11 protein-coding genes are annotated in these 12,707 nt (G+C 65.5%); 3 read left to right on the top strand and 8 right to left on the bottom strand.

The window, feature by feature from the left end; genetic code table 11:
- Nucleotides 1-56: 56 nt before the first annotated feature.
- Nucleotides 57-320, bottom strand: a complete 264-nt coding sequence (locus AC07WJ_RS08625; RefSeq protein ID WP_494934149.1) for a SemiSWEET family sugar transporter — start codon at nt 318-320, stop codon at nt 57-59.
- A 97-nt stretch (nt 321-417) separates the two neighbouring features.
- Here AC07WJ_RS08625 and msrP point away from each other — a divergent pair, with 97 nt between their 5' ends.
- Both msrP and AC07WJ_RS08615 read left to right on the top strand, forming a co-directional pair.
- The gene (msrP, locus tag AC07WJ_RS08620; protein ID WP_494934148.1) at nt 418-1,383 is read left to right on the top strand and encodes a protein-methionine-sulfoxide reductase catalytic subunit MsrP; all 966 of its coding nucleotides are present in this window, start codon (nt 418-420) and stop codon (nt 1,381-1,383) included.
- Nucleotides 1,384-1,561: 178 nt separating this feature from the next.
- Nucleotides 1,562-1,918 (top strand): septal ring lytic transglycosylase RlpA family protein, encoded by a 357-nt coding sequence (locus AC07WJ_RS08615; RefSeq protein ID WP_494934147.1) that lies wholly within the window; start codon nt 1,562-1,564, stop codon nt 1,916-1,918.
- A 431-nt stretch (nt 1,919-2,349) separates the two neighbouring features.
- Here the strand turns inward: AC07WJ_RS08615 and carA are convergent, their stop codons facing one another.
- Nucleotides 2,350-3,570, bottom strand: a complete 1,221-nt coding sequence (gene carA / locus AC07WJ_RS08610) for a glutamine-hydrolyzing carbamoyl-phosphate synthase small subunit (protein WP_494934146.1) — start codon at nt 3,568-3,570, stop codon at nt 2,350-2,352.
- A gap of 270 nt (nt 3,571-3,840) precedes the next feature.
- Here carA and AC07WJ_RS08605 point away from each other — a divergent pair, with 270 nt between their 5' ends.
- Nucleotides 3,841-4,296, top strand: coding sequence for a GatB/YqeY domain-containing protein (locus tag AC07WJ_RS08605; RefSeq protein WP_494934757.1), 456 nt, complete (start codon nt 3,841-3,843; stop codon nt 4,294-4,296).
- Between the two features lie 119 nt (nt 4,297-4,415).
- On the opposite strand, the gene AC07WJ_RS08600 is transcribed toward AC07WJ_RS08605, so the two are convergent.
- The 6 genes from AC07WJ_RS08600 to AC07WJ_RS08575 all read right to left on the bottom strand — a co-directional run bounded on the left by AC07WJ_RS08600 (nt 4,416) and on the right by AC07WJ_RS08575 (nt 12,694).
- Nucleotides 4,416-5,393, bottom strand: a complete 978-nt coding sequence (locus AC07WJ_RS08600) for a YiiG family protein (protein WP_494934145.1) — start codon at nt 5,391-5,393, stop codon at nt 4,416-4,418.
- A gap of 100 nt (nt 5,394-5,493) precedes the next feature.
- A complete protein-coding gene (gene greA / locus AC07WJ_RS08595) occupies nt 5,494-5,970 on the bottom strand; it encodes a transcription elongation factor GreA (protein ID WP_494934756.1) in 477 nt (158 codons plus the stop codon).
- Nucleotides 5,971-6,083: 113 nt separating this feature from the next.
- Nucleotides 6,084-9,413, bottom strand: a complete 3,330-nt coding sequence (carB, locus tag AC07WJ_RS08590) for a carbamoyl-phosphate synthase large subunit (protein ID WP_494934144.1) — start codon at nt 9,411-9,413, stop codon at nt 6,084-6,086.
- Nucleotides 9,414-9,692: 279 nt separating this feature from the next.
- Nucleotides 9,693-10,457 (bottom strand): SGNH/GDSL hydrolase family protein, encoded by a 765-nt coding sequence (locus AC07WJ_RS08585; protein WP_494934143.1) that lies wholly within the window; start codon nt 10,455-10,457, stop codon nt 9,693-9,695.
- A gap of 20 nt (nt 10,458-10,477) precedes the next feature.
- The gene (locus tag AC07WJ_RS08580; protein WP_494934142.1) at nt 10,478-11,677 is read right to left on the bottom strand and encodes an OpgC family protein; all 1,200 of its coding nucleotides are present in this window, start codon (nt 11,675-11,677) and stop codon (nt 10,478-10,480) included.
- A 117-nt stretch (nt 11,678-11,794) separates the two neighbouring features.
- Nucleotides 11,795-12,694: an alpha/beta fold hydrolase gene (locus AC07WJ_RS08575; RefSeq protein ID WP_494934141.1), complete on the bottom strand. Its 900-nt coding sequence runs from the start codon at nt 12,692-12,694 to the stop codon at nt 11,795-11,797.
- Between the last annotated feature and the right edge of the window lie 13 nt (nt 12,695-12,707).

Below are 12,707 nucleotides of genomic sequence, written 5' to 3'. Positions count from 1 at the left end.
GATAGCGGCTCTTTCCGACAGGCCGGCGAAAATTTCGCCGCCGGGCCGCCAAAGCATCAGCCGTAACGCAGCTTCAACCCGACAATGGTCAGTTGCAGCGCCAGCGATACCGAATTGGCCAGCACCAGCGGCAGGTCGCCGAGCGACAACCCGTAGACGAGCCAGAGCAGGATGCCGCCGGTGAAGGCGCCATAGGCCGGCAGCGAGATCGCCCGGGTGTCGCGGGTCCGGATGATGTGCCACGCCTGCGGAATCCAGCAGAGCGTCGTAACGATCGCGGCGGCCAATCCGATAAAGGGAACGAGGGTCGGCGCAAGCATGATGCCTCCAGCGGCGTGCAACCTGTCTCGCCGCAGCGTGATTTGTCCATGGACGCCAGCTTCTATAAGGCTTGACCGCTGGCGAAGGGAGACCTCGATGCTCATCAAATCGAAGCGCGGCTGGGAATTGCCGGAAAATTTGGTGACCCCGGAAAGTCTGTTCCTCAACCGACGCAGCCTGATCGGCGCGGCGGCAGGTCTTGCCGTCGGCGGCTTGAGCGCGCCCGCCAGCGCCCAGCGCGTGGCCGATGCCGATCCGACCCTCGACCTCTACCCGGCCAAGCGCAATGAGACCTATACGGTCGAGCGCGATCTGACGCCGCAGGAGATCGCCTCGAACTACAATAATTTCTACGAGTTCGGCACCTCCAAGCAGGTCGCCCGCGCCGCCCAGGCGCTGCCGACGCGGCCCTGGACGGTCAAGATCGACGGCATGGTCGAAAAGCCCCAGACCATCGACATCGACGCACTGATCCGCCGCATGCCGCTCGAGGAGCGGGTCTATCGTTTCCGCTGCGTCGAAGCCTGGGGCATGACCGTTCCCTGGACCGGCTTCCCGATCAAGGCGCTGTTGGACATGGTCCAGCCGCTCGGCTCGGCCAAATATATGCGCATGGAAACCTTCGAGGATCCAAAGGTCGCGCCAGGCCAGAAGGCGGTCTGGTTCACCTGGCCCTATGTCGAGGCCCTGACCATCGACGAGGCCGCCAACGACCTGGCCATCCTGGTGACCGGTATCTATGGCCGGCCGGTGCCGCGCCAGCACGGCGCGCCGCTGCGCCTCATCGTGCCTTGGAAATACGGGTTCAAATCGGTCAAATCGATCGTCCGGATCAGTTTCACCGCCGAGCGCCCGGTATCCTTCTGGGAAAAGATGCAGGCCAGCGAATATGGCTTCTGGGCCAATGTGAACCCGGCCGTCGCCCATCCGCGCTGGAGCCAGGCGACGGAAGAGCTCATCGGCACCAGCGGCCGGCGCGTACCGACCCAGGTCTTCAATGGCTATGGCGAATATGTCGCCGGGCTCTACAAGGATCGCCAGAGCGAGAGGCTGTGGGCGTGAAAGCATTGATGAGCTGACGTTAGGTCAATAGCCTCAGCTCATCCCTACCTCATTCTCGTCTCAATTCATCTCTACGAGCACCAGGGTCCGTTGGTGGCGCGCATGTATTTCAGCGCCGCCGGAACCCATCCGCGGGATCAGACGTTAGTCTCCCGCGCGAGACGAGAGCTCCCCACTGATGGCTAATTTGAAGCGCTTGGCGGCGCTCGGTGCCGCTTGTTTTGCATTTGCTCCCATCGCATCCGCCGAAGCCGGCGAAGCCGGTACGGGCATGGCGTCCTGGTATCAATTGCCCGGCCGCACCGCCTGCGGCGCCCGCAACAACCCGGAAGCGATGACGGCAGCGCATCGCAGCCTGCCCTGTGGCACCCGCATCCGGGTCACCAACCTGTCCAACGGCCGCTCGGCCGTGGTGACCGTGACCGATCGCGGCCCCTTCGTCCGTGGCCGCATCGTCGACGTGTCGCGCGGCGCCGCCCGCCATATCGGCCTGATCCAGCGTGGCGTCGGCCGGGTCCAAATCGCCCGGCTCTGACGTTTCACGGTCTGGCATGGTGGATGGGGTCGCCAATGACCCCAGAACCCCGCCGCGCCCTCGGCCCATCCGGACAGCGATGATGATATCGCAGGTGTTCGACCGGTCGCCGATCACCCCGCCGATCTCCTACCGAAGACCGCGACGACGACGCGTTTCGCTCACCGCCACATCGGCATCCCGCGCGCGCCCGCCCGCCGCCATCCCAAGCGTGCCGCCGAAATTTGAGCGCGCAACCACGGGCATCGCGAGCGCCTCGCGTCGCCAGTCACAAGCCCCTGTAATTAAAAGATAATTTGCCAAAGCACCGGCATGCCACGGACGGTTTTCGACCGCCGCCCGGCACACCTCACCTGCCACGTCAGCCTGTGGATATAGTGGATAACTCAGGCCGCGCCGGCAGCCGGAAACGCCCGGTTCGCGGCCTCGCCTCAGGCCTTCTTGGCGTCGTCCATCAGCGCGATGAAACGATCGAACAGATAGTGGCTGTCCATCGGGCCGGGGCTCGCCTCCGGGTGATATTGCACCGAGAAGGCCGGCCGGTCGGTCAAGGTGATGCCGGCATTGGAGCCGTCGAACAGGCTGACATGGGTCGACCGGGCATTGCCGGGCAATGTCGCCTCGTCGACCGCGAAGCCGTGGTTCATCGAGGTGATCTCGACCTTGCCGGTGTCCAGGTCCTTCACCGGGTGGTTCGCGCCGTGGTGGCCCTGGTGCATCTTCAGCGTCTTGGCGCCGACGGCGAGGCCCAGCATCTGGTGGCCGAGGCAAATGCCGAAGGTCGGGATCTTGCGGTCGAGCACGGCCTTGATCACCGGCACGGCATAGATGCCGGTGGCGGCGGGATCACCCGGGCCGTTCGACAGGAACACGCCGTCCGGCTTCAGCGCCAGGACGTCCTCGGCGCTGGCGGTCGCCGGCACCACGGTCACCTTGCAGCCGGCATTGGCCAGAAGCCGCAGGATGTTGCGCTTGACGCCATAGTCGAGCGCGACCACGTGATGGCGCGCCTCGCCGGCGGCACCGTAACCCTCGTTCCAGACCCACACGGTCTCCGACCAGGGATAGCGCTGGCTCGAGGTGACGCCGGGAACCAGGTCGAGACCGTCCATGGAATGGAGCGCGGCGGCCTTCCGCTTCAGCGCCTCGACGTCGAACACGCCGGTCGGCGAATGGGCGATGACCGCGTTGGGCATGCCCTTGTCGCGGATCAGCGCCGTCAGCGCCCGGGTATCGATGCCGGACAGGCCGACAATGCCGCGCCGCTTCAGCCACTGGTCGAGATTGGCGGTCGCCCGATAGTTGGAGGGATCGGTGATCCCGGCCTTCAGCACGACGCCGCGGACCCCCGAGGCGGCAGCCATGTTGACCGTCTCGATATCTTCCTCGTTGGTACCGACATTGCCGATATGCGGGAAGGTGAAGGTGATGATCTGGCCGGCATAGGACGGGTCGGTGAGGATTTCCTCATAGCCGGTCATGGCGGTGTTGAAACACACCTCGCCCGCGGCATCGCCCTCGGCGCCCAGGCCGAAACCTTCGATCACCGTGCCGTCGGCCAGCACCAGAAGGGCTGTGGCCTTGGGCTCGGTCCAGCCGGCCGTGGTCGTGGTCGTGGCCGTCTTGGCGGCGCGATCTTGAGTGTCGGTCATGGTTCGTCTATCAGGCTCGTTGCAAGCGCGCTGGACGAAGGCCCGAAAGCCCCCGCGAGACGGGCACCGACCGCGCGCGAGCGCCGGGGCTCGCCCGGCGCGGGATCTGCCGAGACAGTTAAGGTCGGACGATCTCTTCGTCAACCCTGCGCGGGAACATTGCGGCCCGCTCGCGGGGAAATTTCTGAAAGAAAATTCAGAGGCTTAGGCCTCATGGGAGAGCCGTTCCGGCAGCCTGCCGCCGATCGCCTCCCCGACCCGGAGACCGCCATGCTGCGCGACCAGTTCACGAACGACCTCAAGGTGGCAATGAAGGCCGGCGAGAAGCTTCGCCTGTCGACCATTCGCCTGATTCAGGCCGCCCTCAAGGACAAGGACATCGAGGCGCGCGGCCTCGGCAAGGATCCGCTCAGCGACGACGACATTCTGCAATTGCTGCAGAAGATGATCAAACAGCGCCAGGAAAGCGCCAGGCTTTATGCCGAAGGCGGCCGTGCCGAGCTGGCGCAGCAGGAAAATGACGAGATCGCCGTAATCGCGGCCTTCCTGCCCCAGCAGATGGACGAGGCCGAGGCCAAGGCCGCGATAGCCGGCGTCATCGCCGAGATCGGCGCAAGCGGGCTCAAGGACATGGGCAAGGTGATGGGCGAATTGAAAACCCGTTTCGCCGGACGCATGGATTTCGGCAAGGCCTCGCCAGCCGTGAAGCAATTGCTCGGCGGCTGATTCGCCCCTCGTTGCCGGCCACGCCCCGGCGCATTGACCCGATCTTCAAACGCCCGGCCGCCTCTCGGCGCCGGGCGTTTTGTCGCAACCCTCTTACGGCTCTGCCGCCGAGACCCGCCTCAGCGCGGCAGGCGCATGGCGGTATCGGCGAGCGACACCATGGTGTTGTAGGAATTGACCAGCCAATTGGCGTCATTGGCGGCGCCACGACGGACATCGCCACGTGACCGCGCCAGCTTGTCGCGGAAGTCCCTGAGCTTGCCGAGCCAGGAGCTGGCCTGGCTTTCGATCATCGGGACGCCGGAGGGATTCGCCTCCTTGAAGCGATCCATCTCGCGCACCGCGGCGGCATAGCGCGCGATCTCCGCATCGAACGCCTTGAGGTCGACGATCGGCCGTTCATTGCTCGGCATCAGGTCCATCACCGCCCGCGCCTGGATCATGATGTTGCGCACCTGCCAGCGCGCCGAGCGTCCCTCGCGCTTCTCGATGGCCGCCAGTTCGCGCCCGTCGAGATCACTCTTGAAGCTGCGCATCTGAGCATCCAGCGCCGCCCGTTCCCGCAGGAAGGCTTCAGCCGCCGGAACCATGCGGGCATGCAGGTCGCGCCCCTCGGCCAGGTTGTCGTCGCGATAGTCCTTGCGCTCGTAATAGCGCTCGGCGCGGGTGATCAGCGGCGCCAGCGCCTGATAGGCCTGGATATAGCGTCCGACAGTCTGGTCGAGCTCCGGCATGACCGGTTCGCGCGCCGTGGCCGCCTCGGCCCGGCTGATTTCGCCGGCGACGTCGTAGAGGCTGTAGAGACCATAGGAGATATAGCGCTCGCGCCCGGTCGGCCCGCGGCTCATGTCGACCCAGCTGCGATAGCGCTCCCAGGACTGGATCGCCCGCAGCGTGCGGTTCATCAGCGCCGTATAGGCATTGGACTTGGCGATGGCCGCCTGCAGGTCGCTTCCGCCGGCCTCGATCGAGGCCGGAGGAGCAGCGGCCGGCGAAGTCGCGGCGGGCGCCTGCGCCTGGGCCGGACCGGAGGCCGCAACCGGAAAAACGAGCGCCGCGGCAACGACCGCGGCGCGAAAAAAGACGGAAGGCGGCATGATATCAATCCCGTTCGTCAGCCCCCATGCCGGTAGAGGCCATGAAACGGTCCGGACTTCAAGACCGGCGACGGGATGGCGGATGTGAGCCGTTCGCGGCTCAGCCCCACTTCACCTCGACGACCTCATAGCTCTTGGCGCCCTTCGGGGTCGTCACCTCGACACTGACGCCGGCCTTCTTGCCGATCAGCGCGCGCGCCAGCGGCGAGGAAATCGAGATGCGGCCGGCCTTGGCATCGGCTTCGCTGTCGCCGACGATCTGCCAGACCCTCTCCTCTTCGGTGTCCTCGTCGATGAGCTTGACGGTGGCGCCGAATTTGACGGTATCGCCCGACAGTTTCGTCACATCGATGACGTCGGCGCGGGTGATCGTCGCCTCGAGTTCGACGATTCGGCCCTCGTTATGCGACTGCTGTTCCTTGGCCGAATGATATTCGGCATTCTCGGAGAGATCGCCATGGGCGCGCGCCTCGGAGATCGCCGCGATGATGCGCGGACGCTCGATCTGTTGGCGCTGCTTCAATTCCGCTTCGAGCTTGGCGAAGCCGCCGATGGTCATCGGGATCTTGTCCATGATGTCCGCCCTGACCTTTCAATAACGAAAAAGGGGCTCGCGGGCCGAGGACGCCGACCACGCGAGCCTTCCAAATATGACGCAAACTTCTGTCTTCCGACTATAACCCGACTGCGTCAGGAACGGTCGAAATAGCTTTGCAGCGCGTGCACCTCGAGGTCACCCTCGAGATAGGCCTTGATGCCCTGCGCGGCCGCGATCGCTCCTGCCAGAGTGGTGTAGTAAGGCACCTTCTGCAAGAGGGCAGCGCGCCTCAGGGACCGCGAGTCGGCCAGCGCCTGCGCCCCTTCGGTGGTATTGAACACCAGTTGCACGCCGCCGTTCTTGATCGCATCGACGATATGCGGCCGGCCTTCCAGCACCTTGTTGATCTTGACCGAGGGCACGCCCTGCTCGGCGAAGAAGCGCTGATTGCCCGAGGTCGCGATGATCTTGAAACCGAGATCGTGCAGTGAACGAATCGCGTCCAGGATGCGCGGCTTGTCCTGATCGCGCACCGAAACGAAGACGGTGCCCCCGGTCGGCACCTTGGTGCCGGCGCCGAGCTGGCTCTTGGCGAAGGCCACCGGGAAGGTGCGGTCGAGACCCATCACCTCGCCGGTCGATTTCATTTCCGGGCTGAGCAGGACGTCGACGCCGGGGAAACGGGCGAACGGGAACACCGCTTCCTTGACGCCCATATGCTTGAGCACCTTCGGCTGCAGCCCGAACGAGGCCAGGCTCTCGCCGGCCATGACACGCGAGGCGATCTTGGCGATCGGCTCGCCGATCACCTTGGCGACGAAGGGCACCGTGCGCGACGCGCGCGGGTTGACCTCGAGCACATAGAGATCGCCGTCCTTGATGGCGTATTGCACGTTCATCAGGCCGCCGACCTCGAGTGCCACCGCCAGCGCCTTGGTCTGGCGCTCGAGCTCCGCGATGGTCTCGGCCGACAGCGAATAGGGCGGCAGTGAGCAGGCCGAGTCGCCGGAATGGATGCCGGCTTCCTCGATATGCTCCATGATTCCCGCGACATAGGTGGTCTTGCCGTCGGCGAGGCAATCGACGTCCACCTCGATCGCATCCGACAGATAGCGGTCGAACAGGAGCGGATTCTTGCCCAGCACCGTGTTGATCTGGCCGGTCTTGTCGTTGGGATAGCGCGCTTTGACGTCGGCCGGCACCAGCTCCGGCAGCGTGCCGAGCAGGTAGTCGCCGAGTTGACTCTCCTCGTGAATGATCTGCATGGCGCGGCCACCGAGCACATAGGACGGCCGCACGACCAGCGGGAAATCGAGCTCGGCGGCGATCAGGCGGGCCTGCTCGACCGAATAGGCGATGCCGTTCTTCGGCTGCTTCAGGCCGAGCTTGTCGAGCAGCCGCTTGAACCGGTCGCGATCCTCGGCGAGGTCGATGGCATCCGGCGAGGTGCCGAGGATCGGGATCCTCGCCTCTTCCAGCGCGCGGGCGAGTTTCAGCGGCGTCTGGCCGCCGAACTGCACGATCACGCCTTTCAGTGTGCCGTTGGTCTTCTCGCGCTCGAGGATCTCGATGACGTCTTCCGCCGTCAGCGATTCGAAATAGAGCCGGTCGGAGGTGTCGTAGTCGGTCGACACCGTCTCCGGATTGCAGTTGATCATGATGGTTTCATAGCCCGCATCGGCGAGCGCGAAACAGGCATGGCAGCAGCAATAGTCGAATTCGATGCCCTGGCCGATGCGGTTCGGACCGCCCCCCAGAATGACCACCTTGGTGCGGTCGGTCGGCCGCGCCTCGTCGGCGACCTGACCGGCGAAGGGCATCTCATAGGTCGAGTACATGTACGCCGTGGGCGAGGCGAATTCTGCGGCGCAGGTGTCGATGCGCTTATAGGCCGGCCGGACGTCGAGCGCCCGGCGCGCCTTGGAGACCTCGGCCTCGGTCTTGTGGGTGAGCACCGCCAGCCGCGCGTCGGAAAAGCCCATGGCCTTCAGGCTGCGGAAGGCACCGGCCGTCACCGGCACGCCCTTGGCGCGGATCTCGGCTTCCTTGTCGACGATGCCGCGGATCTGCGCGAGGAACCAGGGATCGATGCGGCAATAGGAATGGATCTCGTCATTGGAGATGCCGAGCCGCATGGCCTGCACGACCTTGAGCAGCCGGTCCGGCGTCGGCGTGCCGAGCGCCGCGCGGATCGCATTCTTGTCGTCGCCCTTGCCCAGGCCCTCGATCTCGATCTCATCGAGGCCGGTCAGGCCGGTTTCCAGGCCGCGCATGGCCTTCTGCAGCGATTCCTGGAAGGTGCGGCCGATCGCCATGACCTCGCCGACCGACTTCATCGAGGTGGTCAGCACCGGATCGGCGCCCGGGAATTTCTCGAAGGCGAAACGCGGCACCTTGGTGACGATATAGTCGATGGTCGGCTCGAACGAGGCCGGCGTGGCGCCGCCGGTGATGTCGTTCCGGACCTCGTCCAGCGTATAGCCGACGGCGAGCTTGGCGGCGACCTTGGCGATCGGGAAACCGGTCGCCTTGGAGGCCAGCGCCGAGGAGCGCGACACGCGCGGATTCATCTCGATGACGACCAGCCGGCCGTCTTCCGGATTGACCGCGAACTGGACGTTCGAGCCGCCGGTCTCGACGCCGATCTCGCGCAGCACGGCGATCGAGGCGTCGCGCATCATCTGATATTCTTTGTCGGTCAGCGTCAGCGCCGGCGCGATGGTGATCGAATCGCCGGTATGCACGCCCATCGGATCGAGATTTTCGATCGAACAGATGATGATGGCGTTGTCGGCCGTGTCACGCACGACCTCCATCTCGAATTCCTTCCAGCCGAGCACCGATTCCTCGACCAGGATCTCGTTGGTCGGCGAGGCATCCAGGCCGCGCTCGCAGATCTCGATGAATTCGGCCTTGTTATAGGCGATGCCGCCGCCGGTGCCGCCGAGCGTGAATGACGGCCGGATGATGGTCGGCAGGCCGATATCGTCGAGCACGTCGAGGGCATGGCCGAGCGTCTGCACGACATGGCTCTTCGGCGTGGCGAGGCCGATCTTGGCCATGGCCTGGCGGAACCGCTCGCGGTTCTCGGCCTTGTCGATGGCATCGGCCTTGGCGCCGATCATCTCGACGTCGAATTTCTCCAGGACGCCCATCTCGGCGAGCTTGAGCGCGGTGTTCAGCGCGGTCTGGCCGCCCATGGTCGGCAGCAGCGCGAAACCACCGGGGATCGCATAGCGCTCCTTCTCGATGATCTTCGCCACCACTTCCGGCGTGATCGGCTCGATATAGGTCGCATCGGCCAGATCGGGATCGGTCATGATCGTGGCCGGATTCGAATTGACCAGGACGATTCGATAGCCCTCTTCCTTGAGCGCCTTCACCGCCTGGGTGCCCGAATAGTCGAACTCGCAGGCCTGACCGATGACGATGGGGCCGGCGCCGATGATCAGGATCGAGGAGATGTCGGTTCTTTTCGGCATGGTTCTCCGGCCCTGTTAAGGCTCGCTGGCGGCTAAGGACGCGCGGCGCAAAAAAAGAGGCCGGACTCATGTGATCGAGCCAGCCTCCCGCAACCGCACACCCGTATCCAAGTCGGGTCGCGTGATTAAGGCGCCCCTATAGACGGCTTTTCCCGCCAAGGGAAGCCGCGAGCGCCAGCTTGGCCACAGGGCCGCGATCGGTGTCACGGACGGGAGGACGTGCCGGATGCTTTGCCGGGATCATGCCGGCCGGCCTTGGATCGCACTGGGGCGCCGGCCTCACCGGACCGCTTCGGCCGCCCTCGGCGACAGTTTCTCGGCGATGGTCCGGGCGAGCGTCGTGCCGACGCAGAAATAGCCGCCGTCGACCATGTGCAGCGAATCGGCGGAAAAGATCTCGTCGTTGCGCAGCCGTCCGTCGCGCAACAGCTCCGCCATCACGTCGAAGCGCCGATAGACCGGCGTGCGGGTCTCGGCCGCGACCTCGCGCAGCGCCATCAGATAGTCGTGGTACAGCGGATAGCGCTCCACCCGCGGCACCGGCTGGTGATCCATGAACACCACATCCGTGCCGGCTTCGCGCAATTTGACGATGCCCTTGCGCAGGATCCGCTTGAAGCGGTCGATGCCGATGTCCTGGATCGCGTCGTTGACGCCGGTCTGCCAGATCACCAGCGACGGGCTCTCCTCGAGGACGTCGTCATCCATGCGATGAAACATCTGCAGGGCCGAATTGCCGCCGACACCCTGGTTGATCACCTTGATGTCGTGGCCCGGCAGAAGCCGCGTCAGTTCCGCCTGCAGCACGGCCGGATAGCTGGTCTCGGGCGAAGTGGCGCCCACCCCTTGGGTCGACGAGGAGCCGAGCGCCACGATGGTCAGCGTCCGGCCCTCGCGCAGCGCCGCACGGGCGTTCGGCAGGTCCTGGGTAAAGGCGCGCAACTCGCCACTGACGGCGCAACGCGAACGCCCGGCCGCCACCTGATCTTCGGCGGCGCCGGCGAGCACGGTCGAGAACCCGGCGATCACGACCGCCGCAAGCAAGCTCCGGGCCTTGGCATGGATCAATGGTTTCGGGCCTCGCTCAGGGCTGCCGTCCGGATGGCCGGCGTCTTGGCTGCTGCTACCTTATACCATTGAAGCACACGAGCGGATGCAAACAAAAGCCCCAAGCCGACCAGATTCACCGCGATCTGCATCGCGGCGCCGCGGCCGATCTCGAAAAACACGAAGGTGCCGAGCAGCGACAGGATCACCCCGAGGCAGAACAGCGGCAGCGAATGGCGGCCGCAATCGTCGAGCAGCCGGCCGATCCGGCTGGTCATCCAGTGGGCATCCACCGGCACGAAACGGGCGACGAGATAGGCCAGCGCCACGGCGTGGGCGAGCCGCCAGGGCGACAGGTTGGTCTTGTCGGGGTCGAGCCGCCAGAGATCCGGCAAAGTCAGGTTCTCCAGCCCCGGGATAAAGGCCCAGGGCGCGGCATTGACCAGGCCGAACGCCACCATCGCCAGCGCCGCGGCCAGCACCAGGCGCGATCGCGACAGGCCGACGCCGTGCAGCGAGGCGTGACCGGCCACCAGGCCGATCGTGAAGATCAGCTGCCAAGCGAACGGATTGAAGAACCAGACACCGCCGGTCGGCACATTGGGAATGGCGAGCTCGAGCATCCAGGCCGCGACATAGAGCGCCACGGAGGCCGCCACCGCCAGCGCCGGCGCGACGCGCGCCAGGACCCACAGCGCCGGCAACATGGCGAGCAGCACGATATAGAGCGGCAGGATGTCGAGATAATTGGGCAGGAACAGCAGAACCGCCATTTCCAGGATGGAATTGGCCGGGTCCTGGAAGAAGGGCAGGATCGCGACGTGTTCGTAATAGAGCGGGTTGCCGACCTTCACCGCCATCAGGGCCACGGCGACCGCCATGAACACGAACAGGCCGAGATGGGCGGTGTAGAGCCGCCAGATGCGCGCCACGACATGGGCCGAGCCGGTCAGCAGCCCGCGCTCGTCCATCACCGCGCCATAGGCGATCGCCGCCGAAAAGCCGGCGAGCAGGACGAAATATTCGGCGGCGTCGGAAAGCCCCATCGCCGACGGCGTCACGCGCGTCAGCCAGTTGCCGGCCACATGGTCGATGAAGATGACGAGCAGCGCCAGGCCGCGGAAGACATCGACGCGCGGATCACGCGCAATCCGTCCGCCGGCCGCCGAAGGGGTGCCGCGCCAGAACCAGGTTGCGAATGGAGTCGTGCCGGACATGCCGCCAAACGGTCAAGAAAGGGATGTGACAGGCTTTGATGCAAGCCCATCCCCTTCTTAGCACGAACCGGGCTTGCCCCGACCTGACGTGGCCGGTCACATTGGGCTGTCCGGTCTTCACGTCTTCGCGAGCATGGCCTCCAGCGCCGCCCGGACGTGGTCGGGGCGCTCCATCGGAAAGAAGTGGCTGGTGCCCGCGACCACCTCGGTCTCGACCTGCGGCGCGGCGCGGCGCACCTTGCCGATACCGCCGGTGACGGTCGATCCGTGGGCGGCGGCCATCAGGTGAACAGGCATCCGGGCCCGCTTCAGCGCCCCCCAGGAATTGTGCCGGTGCGACGAGAAGGTCGCCGATTCCCAGATCGGCGCGCAGGCGAGCCGCACCCCCTCAGCATCGGCGACGAAGCCGCCATCGACATAGGCCTCGAGAAAGCCCGGCTGCCAACTCTGGAAGGCTTTGCGGGTCCGGTAGGTCTCGACCGCTTCCTGCTTCGAGCCGAACACCGCCCGGCGCTTGGCGGCGCCGACCGCGAGGCTGAAATTCTTGAACTTGGCGCGCCCCCAGGGCGTATAGGTCGCAAGCCTCAGGAGCGGGCTCATCATCACCGGATCGAGCAGGACCAGTCCGCGCACCGCGCGTGGCCGGCCCACCGCCGCCAGCAACGAAACGATCGCTCCCATCGAGTGGCCGGCAAGCACCAGCGGCCTGGCGCCCTCAGGCACCAACCGGTCGAGAACCAGCATCAGGTCGCGTGCATAGGGCATCCAGTCGACGATCCCCTGCGGATCGGTCGGCAGGTCGGAGAAGCCGTGGCCGCGCTGGTCCAGCGCCATGATGGAATAAGACGCGCTCAGCGGGTCGAGCAGCGGAGCGTAGGTCTGGGCGTTGAAGCCGGTCGCATGGAGAAACAGCAGATCGGGCGAGCTCTTCTCCGCCCCCCAGCGCAGGCCGGACAAGGTTCCATCGGGAAGCGGCAGCGAAAGACGCGTGCCGGTGGAGGAGGAAAATGTCGTCATCAAGGGGGGCGCC

It is taken from the genome of Phreatobacter sp. GW821-FHT04C01, assembly GCF_059420385.1.
Note: the sequence above shows the minus strand (reverse complement) of the source record. Positions and strands in the feature narration are given on the sequence as shown.

Bases quoted from the DNA above. Each gene is read 5' to 3' on its own strand.
- AC07WJ_RS08615 (WP_494934147.1), top strand. From the start codon at position 1,562: ATGGCTAATTTGAAGCGCTTGGCGGCGCTCGGTGCCGCTTGTTTTGCA.
- AC07WJ_RS08600 (WP_494934145.1), bottom strand. From the start codon at position 5,393: ATGCCGCCTTCCGTCTTTTTTCGCGCCGCGGTCGTTGCCGCGGCGCTC.
- AC07WJ_RS08605 (WP_494934757.1), top strand. From the start codon at position 3,841: ATGCTGCGCGACCAGTTCACGAACGACCTCAAGGTGGCAATGAAGGCC.
- carB (WP_494934144.1), bottom strand. From the start codon at position 9,413: ATGCCGAAAAGAACCGACATCTCCTCGATCCTGATCATCGGCGCCGGC.
- AC07WJ_RS08625 (WP_494934149.1), bottom strand. From the start codon at position 320: ATGCTTGCGCCGACCCTCGTTCCCTTTATCGGATTGGCCGCCGCGATC.
- carA (WP_494934146.1), bottom strand. From the start codon at position 3,570: ATGACCGACACTCAAGATCGCGCCGCCAAGACGGCCACGACCACGACC.
- msrP (WP_494934148.1), top strand. From the start codon at position 418: ATGCTCATCAAATCGAAGCGCGGCTGGGAATTGCCGGAAAATTTGGTG.
- AC07WJ_RS08580 (WP_494934142.1), bottom strand. From the start codon at position 11,677: ATGTCCGGCACGACTCCATTCGCAACCTGGTTCTGGCGCGGCACCCCT.
- AC07WJ_RS08575 (WP_494934141.1), bottom strand. From the start codon at position 12,694: ATGACGACATTTTCCTCCTCCACCGGCACGCGTCTTTCGCTGCCGCTT.